Consider the following 15,783-nt stretch of genomic DNA (forward strand, 5'->3'; position numbering starts at 1 on the left):
CGCCTCAGACCTCCAGCCGCGCGCGGCGCACGAGGGGGCGGGCGAAGAGCCCGGCGAGGTCGCCGGCCTGGTCGTAGCCCTGGATCGGCGTGAACAGGAGCTCGATCGACCACTTGGTGGCGAGACCCTCCGCCTCGAGCGGGTTGGCGAGGCCGAGCCCGCAGACCGTGAGGTCGGGCCGCGCCGCCCGGCAGCGGTCGAGCTGGTCGTCGAGGCTCTGGCCCTCGGTCACCGCCACCCCGTCCGGCAGCAGGGCGAGCTCCTCGGCGAGGTGGGCGCGGTGGAGGTAGGGCGTGCCGACCTCGATCAGCTCCGCCCCGAGCTCCCGCGCCAGGAACCGCGCCAGGGGCAGTTCGAGCTGCGAATCCGGGAAGAAGAAGACCCGCCGCCCGGCGAGCCGCTCCCGATGGGCGGCGAGCGCGCGGGCCGCCCGGGCGCGGCCCGGCGCCGTGACCGCGTCCACGCGGCCGGCCGGCACGCCGAAGGCGCGGGCGGCGGCCGCGAGCCAGAGCGTCGTCCCCTCCGCTCCGAGGGGGAAGGGGGCGGGAATCCGCGACGCGCCGCGCGCGTCGAGGGCGCGCGCCGTGTCGGCCAGGAAGGGCTGGGCCAGCAGGTAGCGGGTCCCCGGCCCGACCGGCGCAAGGTCCGCCGCCCGCCGCCCCGGCAGGAAGCGCACCGGCCCGAGGCCGAGCTCCGCGAAGAGCCGCGCGAATTGGTCCTCGACCACGTCCGCGAGGGCGCCCACGACGAGGAGCGAGCCCGATTCGTCCCGCGGCAGGTCCGGCACCAGGGCGGCGAGGCAGGCATCCTCGCCCTGCGTGAAGGTGGTCTCGATCCCGCTGCCCGAGTAGCTGAGCACCCGCACCGCGGGCGCGACCCGGGCCGAGAGGCGCGCGGCGGCGCGCGACAGGTCGAGCTTGATCACCTCGGACGGGCAGGAGCCCACCAGGAACAGGAGCCGGATGTCCGGCCGCCGCTCCAGCAGGCAGGTCACCACCCGGTCGAGCTCCTCGTTGGCGTCCGCGAGGCCCGCGAGGTCGCGCTCCTCGATGATCGCCGTCGCGAAGCGCGGCTCGGCGAAGATCATGACGCCCGCCGCCGACTGGATCAGGTGCGCGCAGGTGCGCGAGCCGACGACCAGGAAGAAGGCGTCCTGGATGCGGCGGTGCAGCCAGACGATGCCGGTGAGGCCGCAGAACACGGCGCGCTGGCCGCGCTCCTGGCGCAGCACCGGGCCGCAGGCGGGGGGGCTCGCGAGGGCCGTCACGGCGTCGCCTCCGTCAGGCGGGGCGCGCGGCGCGCCGGCGCCCCGGCGCGGGCGGCGCGCAGCTTCAGGAGGAACTGGGCGGCGTTGACGAGGTAGGCGGCATAGGCCGCGAGCGCGAGCCCCATCAGGGCCGGGACCGCGAGCGCCCCGGTGGCGAGGGCCGCCAGGTAGCCCGTGTGCAGGGCCAGCACCAGCATGCTGACCGCGTCCTCCCAGAAGAAGGCCGGCGCGAAGAGGTAGCGCCCGAACACCGCCTTCTCCCAGAGGGAGCCGGTCACCATGATGGCGTAGAGCGCGAGCGTCTTCGTCACCACCGAGGCGTTGGCGAGCGCCGCGCCCTCGCCGGTGGCGAGGGTGCGCAGGACCAGCCCCAGGCTGACCAGGAAGATCGCGAACTGGACCGGCGCCAGGACGCCCTGCACCAGGGTCCAGGGCGTGGCGTCGCGGCGGCGCCGCTCGGCCTCGCTGTACAGAACCGGACGGTTGTTGGACGTCGCCATCGCGCCTGCCCTGCCTCGATCCTGCCCTGCCCGCCCGCCTTCGCGGCGGGTCGTCGATGGGGGCAGCCTAGGACCACGGCCGCGCGAGTGTCAACACAGGTTGACAGTCGTGCTGGGTGACATTTCAGGGCTTAGGCCGCGAAAGTCACTTGCGGCCACGCCGAGGACGGGTATTTTCCCTAAAGCCCGGCTCTCTCGACCTGTCGTGAGAGGCTCCCAAAGCAAAAAACGTGACTCTGTATAAGGACATCCGGGCAGAACGCGCATCGGGGAGGTGCCGATGGGAGATCCGAGGTATTCGGGCGACCTGACGGGCAGTTTTGTCCCGCCACGGGAGAGCCCGTGTGGCGAGGCCGGCGGTCTCGGGCGCGGGGCCAGGTGGAGGGACGACCTCGCGCGCGTGGTCGAGGCCGAGATCATCCCGCGGCTGATGCTCGCCCACCGGTCCGAGCGCCCGAGGGTGCGCGCGGTCGGCCGCCCGCCGATCGCCGAGGAGGTCGTCCGGTTCAGCGCGCTGATGCTGGCGCCGCAGGACGCCGACGTGATGGCGGAGATCCGCGGGCTGCTCGACGGGGGCCTCGGCCTCGACGACCTGCTGCTCGGGCTGCTCGCCCCCACGGCGCGGCATATCGGCCGCCTGTGGGAGGAGGACGAGTGCGACTTCGTGCAGGTGACGGTCGCGATGGCGCGGCTGCGCCGCATCGTCCACGACCTGGAATTGCTCTTTCTCGATCCGCACCCCGTCGATCCGGCGAGCCGCCGCGTGCTGCTGATGCCGGCTCCGGGCGAGATGCACACGTTCGGCCTGACCCTGGTGGCCCACTTCTTCGGCGAGGCCGGCTGGGACGTCACCTCGAGCGTCGACCGGCAGCTGACGGAGCCGATGGCGCGCATGCGCGCCGAGTGGTTCGACGTGATCGGCCTGTCCCTGTCCTGCGACGCGCATCTCGACGCGCTCACCGAGATCATCCCGGTGATCCGGCGCGGCTCGCGCAACCGCGGCGTCTCGATCCTGGTCGGCGGCCCCGCCTTCCACGATCGGCCCGACAGGGTCCGCCACGCGGGCGCGGACGCCGCAGTGGGAGATGCCCGCAACGCGCCCGGGATCGCGCAGAGCCTGCTTGATCTACGGGTTAGAGCCTGCTGAAAGGTGTGTTCAGTGCGGTCGGCGTCCAGTGGTGACCCTTGAACAAGCCCTTGAGCCTTACTGCGAAGGAAACGTTCGCGGTGCTTCGAGACGCCGTCTCCCACCTCGACGCGCAGACGACGGGTGCGCTCGTCGCCGCGGTGACGGACGTGTCGCTGATCGTCGATCCGGACGGCGTGATCCGGGACGCGACCTTCGGCGCGGACGGCCTTGCCGAGGAGGCGGGCGAGAGCTGGCTCGGCCGGCGCTGGATCGACACCGTCACGGCGGAGAGCCGCGCGAAGATCGCGAGCCTCCTGGAGGATGCCGGGCCCGGCACGGTGACGCGCTGGCGGCAGGTCAACCACCCGTCGCGCAGTGGCGGCGCCGACGTCCCGATCCGCTACTCCGCCCTGCGCATCCCCGGTGACGGGCGCATCATCGCGATCGGCCGCGACCTGCGGGCCCTCGCCGCCCTGCAGCAGCGCCTCGCCGAATCGCAGCAGGCCCTGGAGCGCGACTACGCCCGCCTGCGCGGGGCCGAGACCCGCTACCGCGTGCTGTTCCAGCTGGCGGGCGAATCGGTGCTGATCGTCGATGCGGGGACGCGGCGCGTCGCCGAGATCAACCCGGCCGCGGCCCGCCTGCTCGGCCGCTCGGCCAAGCGTATCGTCGGCCAGGACGTGGTCGACCTGTTCGAGCCCGAGAGCGCCCGCGCGGTCCAGTCGCTGCTGGTGGGCCTGCGGCTCACCGGCCAGGCCGAGGACCTGCACGCGCGGCTCGCCCACCGCCGCGGCGAGGCCCGCGTCTCCGCCGCCCTCTTCCGGCAGGAGACCGGCACCAACATCCTGGTGCGCCTCACCCAGGTCGCGGCGCCGTCCGGGCCGGCGGCCTCGCGCTCGGGCGCCCTCGAGGTGATCGAGGCGATGCCGGAGGGCTTCGTCGTCACCGACCGCGACCGGCGCATCATCGGCGCCAACGCCGCCTTCCTCGATCTCGTGCAGCTCGCCACCGAGCACCAGGCCAAGGGCGAGCCCCTCGACCGCTGGCTCGGCCGCGAGGGGACCGAGATCAACGCGCTGTTCAGCACGCTCGTGGAGCACGGCTCGGTCCGCCACTTCGCCACCGTCGTGCGCGGCGAGTTCGGGGCCGTGGAGGAGGTCGAGGTCGCGGCGGTCTCGGTGCCGGGCGGCGAGCACCCCTGCCTGGGCTTCACCCTGCGCAGCCTGCCCCGCCGGGTCGCCCCGGCGGCGGGCGGCCGCGAACTGCCCCGCTCGGTCGAGCAGATGACCGACCTCGTCGGCCGCGTCTCGATGAAGACCCTGGTGCGGGAGACCACCGACCTGATCGAGCGCCTCTGCATCGAGGCGGCCCTGCGCATCACGAACGACAACCGCGCCTCGGCGGCGGAGATGCTGGGCCTCAGCCGCCAGGGCTTCTACGCCAAGCTGCGCCGCTACGGCCTCGGCGACCTCGACGGGAGCGAGGACACCGAGGAGGAGCCCGGCTGATCCCCGCCGCGCGCCGCGCGGGTGTAAAGTTTACTTGACACTTGCCCGGCCGCGTCACACCCTCGCGGCATGACGACGAAGCCCCTCGCGCATCCCTGGACGAAGTGGCGGCCCGCCCGTCGCGACGGTGGCGGAGCCCGCGCGCTCCCCGCGCCGGGCGCGTTGCTCGAATTGCTGAAGCCGATCACCTGGTTCGCCCCGATGTGGGCCTTCGCCTGCGGGGTCGTGTCCTCGGGCGTCGCGCCGGCGGGGCGCTGGCCGGTGGTCGTCGCCGGCCTCCTGCTCGCCGGGCCCCTGGTCTGCGCGACCAGCCAGGCGGTGAACGACTGGTTCGACCGGCACGTGGACGCCATCAACGAGCCGCAGCGGCCGATCCCCTCGGGCCGCATCCCCGGCCGCTGGGGGCTCGCCGTCGCCCTGGCCTGGACGCTGCTCTCCCTGGCGGTGGCGGGCGCCCTCGGGCCCTGGATCCTCGGCGCCGGCCTGTTCGGGCTCGCCCTGGCGTGGCTCTACAGCGCCCCGCCCGTCCGACTGAAGCGGAACGGCTGGTGGGGCAACGCCGCCTGCGGGCTCTGCTACGAGGGGCTGCCCTGGTTCACGGGGGCGGCCGCGATGACGGGGTCCCTGCCCGACGGACGGGTGATCCTGCTGGCGCTGCTCTACAGCCTGGGCGCCCACGGCATCATGACCCTCAACGACTTCAAGTCCGTCGAGGGGGATCGCCGCACGGGCCTGCGTTCCCTGCCGGTCCAGCTCGGCACCGCCCGGGCGGCCCGGCTGGCCTGCGCGGTGATGGCCCTGCCGCAGGCCGCCGTGGTGGCCCTGCTGCTCGCCTGGGACCGGCCCTTCCACGCGGGCCTCGTGGCGCTGCTCCTCGCCGGCCAGGGCGCCCTGATGCCCCGCCTCCTCGCCGATCCGCGCGGCCGGGCCGCGTGGTACAACGGCACCGGCACGCTGCTCTCCGTGCTCGGCATGCTCGTCGCCGCCTTCGCCCTGCGCGCCGGGGGGGCCGCGTGAGCGCCGCCCCCGCCCCCTTCGGCTGGGGCACGATCCTGCGCCTCGGCCTCGTCCAGACCGCCCTCGGGGCGATCGTGGTGCTGATGACCTCGACCCTCAACCGGGTGATGGTGGTGGAATTGGCGCTCCCGGCCGCGGTGCCGGGCGCGCTCGTCGCCCTGCACTACGCGGTGCAGGTGCTGCGGCCGCGCTGGGGCTACGGCTCCGACCTCGGCGGGCGCCGCACGCCCTGGATCATCGGCGGCATGGCGCTGCTGGCGCTCGGCGGGGTCGGCGCCGCGGCCGGCACCGTCCTGATCGCCACCGCGCCGGCGGCCGGCTTCGCCCTGGCGATCCTGTCCTTCCTGGCCGTCGGCATCGGCGTCGGGGCGGCCGGAACCTCGCTGCTGGTGCTGCTCTCGACGGGCGTGGCACCCCGCCGCCGGGGCGCCGCCGCGACCATCGTCTGGATCATGATGATCGCCGGCTTCGTCGTCACCGCCCCGACCGCCGGGCACCTGCTCGACCCGTTCTCCGCGGGGCGGCTCGTCGCGGTCTCGGGCGGCGTGTCGGCGATCGCCTTCGCGGTGGCGCTCGCGGCACTCTGGGGCGTCGAGCCGCGGCGCCCGCGAGCGGCGGCCCGGGAGGCGGCGCGGCGGCCCTTCCGGCAGGTGCTCGGCGAGGTCTGGGCCGAGCCCGCGGCGCGGCGCTTCACGATCTTCATCTTCCTGGCGATGCTCGCCTACTCCGCCCAGGAATTGATCCTCGAGCCCTTCGCGGGCCTCGTCTTCGCGATGACGCCCGGCGCCACCACCAAGCTCGCCGGGATCCAGAACGGCGGCGTGCTCGCCGGGATGGTCCTGGTCGCCCTCGTGACCGTGCGGGCGCGCGGGCGCCTCGCCTCGCTGCGGCTGTGGACCACCGGCGGCTGCCTCGGCTCGGCCGCCGCGCTGCTGGCGATCGCGGCCTGCGGCGCCGGCCCCGACGCGCCGCTTCTCGGCGGCCCGGGCGGGCTGCTGCGGACCTGCGTGGCGCTGCTCGGCTTCTTCAACGGCGTCTTCGCGGTCTCGGCGATCGGGTCGATGATGGGCCTCGCGGGCGCGGGCGGCGAGAGCCGCCACGGCACCCGCATGGGCGTCTGGGGCGCCGCGCAGGGCGTGGCGTTCGGGCTCGGGGGCTTCCTCGGGGCCGCGAGCGTCGACGTCGCCCGCCTCGCCCTCGGCGCGGTCGTGCCCGCCTACGCGACGGTCTTCGCGGCCGAGGCGGCCCTGTTCGTGGTCGCGGCGGGGCTCGCGTGGCGGATCGGGGCACCCGCGCAGGCGCCCCGGCCGGACCTGTCGGGCCTCGCGGCCTCGCACGGCTGAGAATCCGACCTCCCCTCTCCGGGCCCGTTCGGGCCCGCAGGAGGTGCCGAGGGCCCGTCGACGAAGAACGGCAACCAGGGAGGCACGGCCATGACGAGCACGGCCATGATGAGCACCCCCGTGAGCAACGCGGTCCTCGACGCGGTGGTGGTGGGGGGCGGGCCGGCGGGGGCGACCGCCGCGACCGATCTCGCCCGGCTCGGCCGCCGGGTCCTGCTCCTCGACAAGGCGGGGCGCATCAAGCCCTGCGGCGGGGCGATCCCGCCGCGCCTGATCCGCGACTTCGCCATCCCGGACGACCTGCTCGTGGCGAGGATCCGCTCGGCCCGCATGGTCTCGCCCGCCAACCGGGCCGTCGACATGCCGGTCGGCGAGGGCTTCGTCGGCATGGTCGACCGCGCCCCCTTCGACGAGTGGCTGCGCAACCGCGCGGCGTTGGCCGGGGCCGAGCGCCGCACCGGCACCTTCCTGCGCCTCACCCGGGAGGGGGACGGGCTCGTCACCGTGCACCTGCGTCGCCGCGACGGCGAGGCGGAGGCGGTGCGCACCCGGCTGGTGATCGGGGCGGACGGGGCCGCCTCGGCGGTCGGGCGCCAGGAGATCCCGGGCCACGCCAGGATGCGGCAGGTCTTCGCCTATCACGAGGTCGTCCGCACGCCGGCCTCCGGCGCCTTCGAGGCGGCGCGCTGCGACGTCTACTACCAGGGCGCCCTCTCGCCCGACTTCTACGCCTGGATCTTCCCGCACGGCGACACGCTCAGCATCGGCACCGGCAGCGCCCGCAAGGGCTTCTCGCTGCGCCAGGCGGTCGGGCGCCTGCGCGAGGCGACCGGGCTCGACGCGGGCGAGACGCTGCGCCGCGAGGGCGCCCCCCTGCCCCTCAAGCCCCTGCCCCGCTTCGACAACGGGCGCGACGTGCTGCTCACCGGCGACGCCGCCGGCCTCGTCGCGCCGGCCTCGGGCGAGGGCATCTACTACGCGATGCTCGGCGGCAGGCTCGCCGCGGAGGCGGTGCACGAGTGCCTCGCCACCGGCGATGCCCGCGCCCTGGCCCAGGCCCGCCGCCGCTTCCTCAAGGCGCATGGCCGCGTATTCTGGATCCTGCGCCTGATGCAGACTGTCTGGTACCGCAACGACGCGCTCCGGGAGCGCTTCGTCAGCATCTGCCGCGACCCGGACGTGCAGTCGCTCACCTGGGATTCCTACATGAACAAGGAGCTGGTGCGGGCGCGGCCCGCCGCCCACGCGCGGATCTTCTTCAAGGACCTCGCGCACCTGTTCGGCTGGGTCTCCCCGTGAGCGGCCTGCTCGGCGGGTCCGCGGCGCCGGTGATCGTGGCGGCCCTCGCGGGCATCGCGCTCGCCGCGGCGGGCGCGTGGCTCACGGTCATCGATCCCTGGTACGCGGCCCTGCGCGTGCCGGCCTGGAAGCCGCCCGACTGGGCCTTCGGGCCGATCTGGACCGTGATCATCGGCCTCGCGGCCGCGGCCGGGGTCCTGGCCTGGAACGCCGCCCCGGCGGGCCCCGCGCGGACTTGGCTCCTCGTCGCCTTCGCGGGCAACGGTGCCCTCCACGTCGCCTGGAGCGGGCTGTTCTTCCGCCTGCGCCGGCCCGACTGGGCGCTCGCCGAGGTGGCGGCGCTCTGGCTCTCCATCGCGGTGCTGATGCTGGTCGTCGGCCGGCATTCCGGCACCGGGGTGCTGCTCCTGCTGCCCTACCTGCTCTGGGTCGGGGTCGCGGCCTGCCTCAACTGGTCGATCGTGCGCCTCAACGGGCCGTTCTGAGGCGGAGCGGGGGAGCGCGCGTGTCGGACCTGTTCGGGAGCGGCCGCATCGTCGACCTGGTGCTGGCGCTCGTCGCGCTCGAGGCGGTGGCGCTGACGGCGTGGCGGCGGCGGGCCGGGCGGCCGGGCCTGCCCGGTCTCCTCGTCAACCTCGCCTCGGGCGCCTGCCTGATGCTCGCCCTGCGGGCGGCGCTCGTCGGCGCCGCCTGGACCTGGATCGCCCTGGCGCTCGCGGGGGCGGGCATCGCCCACGCGCTCGACCTGCGCTGGCGGCTCCGGGAGCCGGGCGGCGACGCGGGCGCCTGACGATCAGGCCGTCTCCTCGGAGGCGTGCGGCGCCCCGCGCAGCGGGTCCGATCCCGCGCCCGGCCCGACGAAGCGGCCCACCCGCACCGCCAGCATCGGCAGGACCAGGAGGTTCAGCGCCGTCGAGGTCACGAGGCCGCCCAGGATCACGATCGCCATCGGCCCCTCGATCTCGCGGCCGGGCTCGCCGGCCCCGAGCGCCAGCGGCATCAGCCCGAGGCCGGTGACCAGCGAGGTCGCCAGGATCGGCACCAGCCGGTCCCCGGCACCCTCGATCGCCGTCGCGACGCTCCAGGTCCGGCCCTCGACGCCCACCAGGTGGTCGTAGTGGGAGATCATCATGATGGTGTTGCGCAGGGAGATCCCGAACAGGGTCACGAAGCCCACCATCGAGCCGAGCGACAGCACCCGGCCGGTCAGGAACACCGCGAGCACGCCGCCGACCACCGCGAAGGGCAGGTTGGCGACGACGAGCGCGAGGTTGCGCCAATGCCCGGTCACCACGCCGAGCAGCAGCAGGATGCCGAGACCGGCGAAGGCCGAGGAGACCAGGAGGTCCCGCCGCGAGCGTGCCTGCTCCTCGGCGCTGCCCGCGAAGGCCGCGTAGGTGCCGGGCGGCAGCTCGACCTCGCGGGCGACCTTGCGCCGGGCCGCCTCGACGAAGGAGGCGACGTCGCGCCCGACCACGTTCGCCGTCACGGTCTGCACCCTGAGCGCCCCCTGGTGCAGCACCTGGAAGCGCCCCGGCGTCTCGTAGATGTCCGCGACCTGGCGCAGCGTCACGTAGCTGCCGCCGCGGGTGCGCAGCGGCAGCTCGCCGAGGGCGGCGAGCCGCCCGCGCACGGCGGCGTCGAGGATCACGATCACGTTGAAGATCGCGTTGCCCTCGTAGCTCTGCCCGACCGTGTCGCCCTGATAGGCGGTGCGCACGAGTTCGAGCACCTCGACCGCGTCGAGGCCCCAGTGGCGCAGGTCGGCCGGGCGCAGCGAGACGTTGACCTGCGGCAGGCCGGGCGGGGCCGCCTGCTGGATGTCGGCCGCGCCCCTCACCTCGCCGATCTCGCGGGCGACGTCGCGGGCCGCGATCTCCAGCCGCGCGAGGTCCGGGCCGAACAGGTTGATCACCACCGGCGCCGTGAAGCCCGACACCGTCTCCTCGATCCGCTCGGTCAGGAAGGTCTTCAGCGAGAAGGCCGCCCCCGAGAAGCTGGTCATCAGGGCCCGGATCCGCGCCTCGACGGCCTCCTGGCCCTCGCCGTCCAGGGTCGGATCGAGGTCGATATGCACCTCGCTGTAGTGCGGGCCGGCCGTGTCCTGCCCGGCCTCGGCGCGGCCGACCTGCTGGGCCACCGTCCGCACGCCCGGGATCTCCCGCAGGGCCGCCGTGAGGTGGCGCCCCATCCGCACCGATTCCTGCAGGGAGGTGCCGGGCGCGGCCGCCATGTGCAGGATGAAGTGCCCCTCCTTGAGGTCCGGCAGGAAGGTGCTGCCGAAGGTCGGGAGCAGGGCCGCCCCGCTCAGCGTGGCGATGACCGTGAGCCCGCCGACGAGGAGCGGCGCCCGCTCGACCCCGCGCAGCACCCGCTCGTAGCCGCGCCGGCACCAGCGCATCACCGGCGGGTCGTGCGCGGGGGCGCTCTCGCGGCCGGTGAGCAGCATCGTGGCGAGCGCCGGAGTGAGCGTCAGCGCCACCGCCAGGGAGGCGAGCACCGCCAGGATGTAGGCCAGCGCCAGCGGCCCGAACAGCCGGCCCGCGACCCCGGTCAGGGTCAGCACCGGCACGAAGACGAGCAGCACCGCGAAGGTCGCGTAGGCGACGGAGGTGCGCACCTCCAGGATGGCGTCGAGCACGACCCGCGCCTCGGGCCGGCGCAGGCCGAGGCGCCGGTTCTGCCGCAGCCGCCGCACCACGTTCTCGACCCCGATCACCGCGTCGTCCACCACCTCGCCGATCGCGATGGCGAGGCCGCCGAGCGTCATGGTGTTGAGGGTCTCCCCGAAGGCCTGCAGCGCCAGGGCCGCGGCGAGCAGCGAGAGCGGGATCGCCACGCAGGAGATGAGCGAGGTGCGCCAGTCGTTGAGGAAGAAGTACAGCACCACCACCACGAGGGCGCCGCCGAGGGCCAGCGCCTGGATGACGTTGCCGTTCGCCACCGCGATGAAGTTGGCGGGCCGGAAGAGGTCGGCGTGGAGGCGGATGCCCTGCTGCTCCAGGCCCGGGCGCAATTCGGCCAGGGCCGCCTCGACCCGGCGGGTGACCTCGAGCGTGTTGGCGCCGTACTGCGCGCCGATCATGAACAGGACGCCCGGCTCGCCGTCGACCAGGGCGGCGCTGATCGGCGGCTCGGGGGCCTCCACCACGGTCGCGACGTCGCCGAGGACCACGCTCGCGCCGCCCTCGTTGACCAGCACCGTGCGGGCGACCTGCTCGGGCGTGAGGGATTGCCCCTCGGTCTGCAGGGTGATGCGCTGGTTGGGCGTGTCGACGAAGCCGGCCCCGCGCACGCCGGTGGCCCGGCGGGCGGCGGCGAGCACGTCGTTGAGGCCGATATTGAAGCGGATCAGGTCCTTGGGCCGGACCTGGACCTGCAGCGAGCGCACGTCGCCGCCGTAGAGGGAGACCTGCGCGATGCCCGGTACGGCGAGGAGCCGCAGCCGCACGGTCCAGTCCGCCACCGTGCGCAGGTCGAGGGCCGTGCGCGTCGCCGAGGTGATCCCGGCGAGGAGCACGGTGCTGCTCGACGAGGTCAGCGCCGTCATGGTCGGCGGGCCCACCCCCTGGGGCAGCTTGGAGGCGGCGGCGGCGAGGCGCTCGGTGACGAGCTGCCGGTTGCGGAAGACGTCGCTCCCGGCCCGGAACACCACCGTGATGACCGAGAGGCCCTGGATCGAGGCGGAGCGCAGGCTCTCGATCCCTGGCAGGCCGTTGACGACGACCTCGACCGGCAGGGTGACCAGCTGCTCGACCTGCTCGGCGCTCAGGCCCGGCGCCTCGGTCTGCACCACCACGGAGGGGGGTGCGAATTCCGGAAACACGTCGTAGCGCGCTTCCCCGAGGGCGATCGTCCCGTAGGCGAGGAGCGCGAGGGCGAGGGCCAGCACCACGCCGCGGAAGCGGATCGCGGCGCCGACCAGGAGGGCCTGCGGGCCGGAGGACGGCGCGGCCATCTCAGTCGTCGTCGCCCGAGACGCGGATCTGGCTCTTCATCTCCTCCGAGAGGAGCGCCTGGGCGCCGCGCAGCACGATCTCGGTCTCCTCCGGCAGGCCCGCCACCACGAAGGTGTCGGCCGACATCGGCGCGTCCGTGCCGAGGGGGTGGCGGGCGAAGGCGTCGGGGCCGACCCCGCGATAGAACCACGCCCCGCCCTGCCAGTGCACGATCGCGTCCTCCGGCACGGCGATGCCCGCCACCGCGCGGGTCGAGGGCACGAAGACGAGGCAGCTCATCCCGGGCAGGAAGCCGCCGTCGCCCGCGACCGTGTAGAAGTAGCTCAGGCCCTGGATGCGCTGGTCGGTGCGGGTCGCGGGCGAGACGTAGGCGAGGGGCACGCGGGCGCTCTGGGGCGGCACCTCCGCGTAGGCGGTGGCGGGCGGGGCGCCGACGCTCTCGCCCGGCGGCAGCGTCACCTGGACCAGGAAGCGCTCGCGCTCGATCAGCTGCGTCACGAGGCGCGACCGCTCGACGATCGCCCGGCCGATCACCGCGCCCCATTCCTGCTGGGCGGTGGCGGCGAGGGTGCGCAGCTGCGATTCGGCGGCGGCGAGGGAGGCCTCGTCCATGCGGAAGCTGCCCTCGGCGGTCTCGAGCTGGACCGCGGTGGCGTAGGGGCCGAGCGCCTTCGCGCGCTGGTAGGCGCTGCGCGAGACTTCGAGCTTCGCCTGCGCGGTGAGGAGCTGCGCGCGGGCGGCCGCGTAGGCATTCGTGAGGTCGGTGACGCGGGCGAGATCGACCACCGTGCCGTAGGCCTGCCGCTCCTGGCGGTGCTCGGCGAGGCGCAGCGTCACCGTCTCGACGCCGATCTGGCGGCGCTCGGCCGCGCTCAGCTTCACGATGCTGCGCCCCTCCTCGATCACCGCGCGGGTGACCCGGGGCGGCGGGGGCTTGCCGACGGGGGCGGCCGCGCGCAGGCGCTCGGGAAGCAGCCACAGGGCCGCTCCCGCGGCGGCGGCGAGCACCAGGAGCGTGCCGAGAGTGCCGAGGAGACGGCGCGGGCGGAAGCGTGACACGGCGGGCGCCTGGACGATGCGGAGGGTCTCGTCCGACCGGGCCCGCATACCCCCCGCATGCGCCGTCCGACCGGCTTTGCGGGGAGGCCTAGCACGGCCGCGGCTTGGCGGAAATGGTGACCCGCCGCGCGCGAACGCGGGCGCGTTCGCGGGTCATCAGCCTCGGCCGCGCTACGGCATGCGCGGCTGCGCCGGTTGCGGCTCGGCTTCCGGGCGGACGGGCAGCGCGCCGATCTCGGCCCCGGCCTCCTGCTCGGCCACGCGCAGATCGTAGGCGGCCTGCAGGTTGATCCAGAACGCGGCGCTCGTCCTGAACCAGTGGCCCAGGCGCAACGCGGTGTCGCCCGTGATGGCGCGCTTGCCGTTGATGATCTGGCCGATGCGGTTGTGCGGCACCTTGATCTGCCGTGCCAGCTCGGTCGGCGTCACGCCGATCTCTTCCAGCGCGTCGGCCAGGATTTCGCCCGGATGGATGGGTGGTCTGCATGCGCCATCCGGTTGATGGCTTCGCCATCTCCGATTTCGGCCATGCGGATGTCGGCTTCGCTCAGGCGCAGCGCTCAGGCGCCGCGCAGGCTCGCGATCCGGGATCCGCTTCGATCAAGCCGATCCCGGATCAGGCCGCCCGCACGGAATCGAGGAAGCGCGCGACCTCCCCGCCCAGGGTCTCGGCCTGGCTCGCCAGGTCGGTGGCGGAGGCGAGCAGGCGGGCCGAGGCGGCACCGGTCTCCTCCGCGGCCCCGGCGACGCCCGCGATGGTGCGGGTGACCGCGCCCGTCCCGAGGGCGGCCCGCGCGACGTTGTGGCCGATCTCGCGCGCCGCCTCGCCCTGCCCGGCCACCTCCGCGGCGATCGCCTCGGACCCGAGGCTGATCCGGCCGATCACCCCGGAGATCCGGCCGATCGCCGCCACCGCCGCCCCGGTCGAGCCCTGGATCCGGCCGATCTGCCCGGTGATCTCGTCCGTCGCGCGCGCGGTCTGCGCGGCGAGGTGCTTGACCTCGGCGGCGACGACCGCGAAGCCGCGCCCGGCCTCGCCCGCCCGCGCCGCCTCGATGGCGGCGTTCAGCGCCAGCAGGTTGGTCCGGGCCGCGATCGCCGCGATCAGCCCCGCCACGTCCCCGATCTGGCCCGCGGCGGCGCTGAGATCCCCCACCACCGCCCGGGTGCGGGCCGCCTCCTCGACCGCGCTCCGGGCGAGGTCGGCGGAATCCCGCACCTCGCGGCCGATCTCGCCGACCGAGGCGGCGAGGGCCTCGGCGGCGGCGGTGACCGCCGCGACGTGCGCGGCGGCGTCCCCGGCGGCGCCCGACACGGTCGCGGAGCGCTCGGCCGTCGCGGCCGCATTCCAGGCGAGTCCCTCCGCCGCCCGCTGCAGCTCCCGCGCCGCGTCGGCGACCGCCGCGATGATGCGCCCGACCCGGGCCTCGAAGCGCTCCGCCACCGCCTGCATGGCGGCGCGCTGGGCGAGCGCCCGCCGGCGGCCCTCCTCCTCCTGCGCGGCGCGGATCCGGCGCCGCTCGCTCACGCCCTCGCGGAGGCGTTCGGCCGCCTCGGCGAGCGCGCGGACCTCGCGCGGGCCGCCCAGCGGCAGGGCCGGAGCCTCCTCGCCCCGACCGATCGCCGCGATGGTCCGCGACACCAGGACGAGCGGCCGGGCGATGGCGCGCGCGATCGCCGCCGCCAGCAGGACCGAGAGGCCGACCGCGCCGAGCCCCGCGCCGGTCCAGGCCGCGAGCGCGCGGCCCGCCTCGGCCCGCACCGCCCGCGCAGCCTCGCGCATCTCCGCCGTCAGCCGGTCCTCGACCCCCTTCAGGCCCTCGATCCGGCGCGTCGCCAGCCCGAACCACGCGGGCGCGTCGCGGAAGGCGAGCGGGGAGCCCGGCGGCGCGTCGAGGACGAGGCGGCGCAGCCGCGCCACCTCCCGGGACGCCTCCTGGGCCTCGACCGCCGCGACCGCCTCCGCGGCGTCCGGCTCCGCCCAGAGGCGGAAGGCGCCCTCCCGCCCGGCCTGGCTGGCCGCCAGCCCCGCGAGGCGCTCGAACGCCGCGAGGTCGGCGCTGCCCGCCGCGAAGATCGCCGCCGCGGTGGCCCGCTCGCGCCCCGCCTCCTCCTTGAGCGCCAGCAGCGCCGCGTAGGCGAGGAGCCGCGCCGCGATCGCCGGGTGCGCGGCGCGGCGCGACAGCTCCCCGACCATGCCGAGCGCCTCGTCGATCAGGCCCGTGTAGAGGGCGAGGTTCTGCTTGGCCGTCGCCGCCAGCGCGTCGACCGCGGACCGGTGGCCGCGCAGCAGCGCGGGCGCCCGGCGCAGCGCCGCGGCGCGGCGCGCGAGCCCCTCGCCGGGATCCGCCGCCTCGGCGGGGAGGATCTCCGCCAGGGCGGCGAGGGCGGCGTCCGTCCGCTCGCGCTGGGCCGCCACCTCGGCCCGGAACTGGCCGCCCTTCGCGCCGAGGAACAGGTTCGACGCGCCGCGCTCGATCTGCGCCTCGTGGACGAAGCGGCTCAGCGCCGCCGCGAGGTCGACGTGCCGCTCGACCCGGCCCATCTCGTCCCACTGCCGCGCCCGCTCGCTCCCCGCCAGCAGCACGGCGCCGGCGAGGACGAGACACGGCGCCAGGGCCGCGAGGACGATGCGCGCCGCGAGCGATCGGGTGTGGTGCAGAATCGGCATGGGGCCCTTCCGGAGGCCCGTACACTGTCGC

At 75.2% G+C, this 15,783-nt stretch carries 13 protein-coding genes; 7 read left to right on the forward strand and 6 right to left on the reverse strand.

The genetic code is table 11. From position 1 onward, the window contains the following. Positions 1-4: 4 nt before the first annotated feature. Together MET2598_RS0104890 and bchF are read right to left on the reverse strand one after the other, a co-directional pair. The gene (locus tag MET2598_RS0104890) at positions 5-1,267 is read right to left on the reverse strand and encodes a ferredoxin:protochlorophyllide reductase (ATP-dependent) subunit N (RefSeq protein ID WP_018260064.1); all 1,263 of its coding nucleotides are present in this window, start codon (positions 1,265-1,267) and stop codon (positions 5-7) included. Then, positions 1,264-1,767, reverse strand: a complete 504-nt coding sequence (gene bchF / locus MET2598_RS0104895) for a 2-vinyl bacteriochlorophyllide hydratase (RefSeq protein ID WP_012333496.1) — start codon at positions 1,765-1,767, stop codon at positions 1,264-1,266. The genes MET2598_RS0104890 and bchF overlap by 4 nt, the downstream gene beginning before the upstream one ends. 280 nt (positions 1,768-2,047) lie before the next feature. Between bchF and MET2598_RS0104900 the strand changes: the two genes are divergently transcribed. The 7 genes from MET2598_RS0104900 to MET2598_RS0104930 all read left to right on the forward strand — a co-directional run bounded on the left by MET2598_RS0104900 (position 2,048) and on the right by MET2598_RS0104930 (position 8,853). Beyond that, positions 2,048-2,914 (forward strand): cobalamin B12-binding domain-containing protein, encoded by an 867-nt coding sequence (locus MET2598_RS0104900; protein ID WP_157182091.1) that lies wholly within the window; start codon positions 2,048-2,050, stop codon positions 2,912-2,914. 80 nt (positions 2,915-2,994) lie between these two features. Continuing rightward, positions 2,995-4,404 carry a transcriptional regulator PpsR gene (gene ppsR, locus MET2598_RS0104905; RefSeq protein ID WP_018260066.1) on the forward strand — a complete coding sequence of 470 codons (1,410 nt, stop codon included), beginning with the start codon at positions 2,995-2,997 and terminating at the stop codon, positions 4,402-4,404. A gap of 69 nt (positions 4,405-4,473) precedes the next feature. Then, entirely contained in the window at positions 4,474-5,421 is a 948-nt protein-coding gene (gene chlG, locus MET2598_RS0104910) for a chlorophyll synthase ChlG (RefSeq protein WP_012333493.1), read from the forward strand. Continuing rightward, positions 5,418-6,764 (forward strand): BCD family MFS transporter, encoded by a 1,347-nt coding sequence (locus MET2598_RS0104915; protein WP_018260068.1) that lies wholly within the window; start codon positions 5,418-5,420, stop codon positions 6,762-6,764. Before chlG ends, MET2598_RS0104915 begins: the two co-directional genes overlap by 4 nt. 90 nt (positions 6,765-6,854) lie before the next feature. Then, entirely contained in the window at positions 6,855-8,063 is a 1,209-nt protein-coding gene (locus tag MET2598_RS0104920) for a geranylgeranyl diphosphate reductase (protein ID WP_012333491.1), read from the forward strand. Beyond that, positions 8,060-8,548: a TspO/MBR family protein gene (locus tag MET2598_RS0104925; protein ID WP_018260069.1), complete on the forward strand. Its 489-nt coding sequence runs from the start codon at positions 8,060-8,062 to the stop codon at positions 8,546-8,548. Before MET2598_RS0104920 ends, MET2598_RS0104925 begins: the two co-directional genes overlap by 4 nt. Positions 8,549-8,568: 20 nt before the next feature. Then, positions 8,569-8,853 carry a hypothetical protein gene (locus MET2598_RS0104930; protein ID WP_012333489.1) on the forward strand — a complete coding sequence of 95 codons (285 nt, stop codon included), beginning with the start codon at positions 8,569-8,571 and terminating at the stop codon, positions 8,851-8,853. 3 nt (positions 8,854-8,856) lie between these two features. Here MET2598_RS0104930 and MET2598_RS0104935 read toward each other — a convergent pair whose 3' ends face one another. The 4 genes from MET2598_RS0104935 to MET2598_RS0104950 all read right to left on the reverse strand — a co-directional run bounded on the left by MET2598_RS0104935 (position 8,857) and on the right by MET2598_RS0104950 (position 15,752). Then, positions 8,857-12,021, reverse strand: coding sequence for an efflux RND transporter permease subunit (locus tag MET2598_RS0104935; RefSeq protein ID WP_018260070.1), 3,165 nt, complete (start codon positions 12,019-12,021; stop codon positions 8,857-8,859). Between the two features lies 1 nt (position 12,022). Next, complete coding sequence (locus MET2598_RS0104940; RefSeq protein WP_018260071.1) at positions 12,023-13,129, reverse strand: multidrug transporter; 1,107 nt, start codon at positions 13,127-13,129, stop codon at positions 12,023-12,025. Positions 13,130-13,252: 123 nt separating this feature from the next. Next, complete coding sequence (locus MET2598_RS0104945; protein ID WP_036270256.1) at positions 13,253-13,555, reverse strand: HigA family addiction module antitoxin; 303 nt, start codon at positions 13,553-13,555, stop codon at positions 13,253-13,255. 142 nt (positions 13,556-13,697) lie between these two features. Beyond that, positions 13,698-15,752 (reverse strand): methyl-accepting chemotaxis protein, encoded by a 2,055-nt coding sequence (locus MET2598_RS0104950; RefSeq protein WP_018260073.1) that lies wholly within the window; start codon positions 15,750-15,752, stop codon positions 13,698-13,700. Between the last annotated feature and the right edge of the window lie 31 nt (positions 15,753-15,783).

This window comes from Methylobacterium sp. WSM2598, from assembly GCF_000379105.1.
GTDB lineage: Bacteria > Pseudomonadota > Alphaproteobacteria > Rhizobiales > Beijerinckiaceae > Methylobacterium.

Coding starts and splice junctions, on each gene's coding strand:
- bchF (WP_012333496.1), bottom strand. CDS start 1,767: ATGGCGACGTCCAACAACCGTCCGGTTCTGTACAGCGAGGCCGAGCGG.
- MET2598_RS0104900 (WP_157182091.1), top strand. CDS start 2,048: ATGGGAGATCCGAGGTATTCGGGCGACCTGACGGGCAGTTTTGTCCCG.
- chlG (WP_012333493.1), top strand. CDS start 4,474: ATGACGACGAAGCCCCTCGCGCATCCCTGGACGAAGTGGCGGCCCGCC.
- MET2598_RS0104920 (WP_012333491.1), top strand. CDS start 6,855: ATGACGAGCACGGCCATGATGAGCACCCCCGTGAGCAACGCGGTCCTC.
- MET2598_RS0104935 (WP_018260070.1), bottom strand. CDS start 12,021: ATGGCCGCGCCGTCCTCCGGCCCGCAGGCCCTCCTGGTCGGCGCCGCG.
- MET2598_RS0104940 (WP_018260071.1), bottom strand. CDS start 13,129: ATGCGGGCCCGGTCGGACGAGACCCTCCGCATCGTCCAGGCGCCCGCC.
- MET2598_RS0104950 (WP_018260073.1), bottom strand. CDS start 15,752: ATGCCGATTCTGCACCACACCCGATCGCTCGCGGCGCGCATCGTCCTC.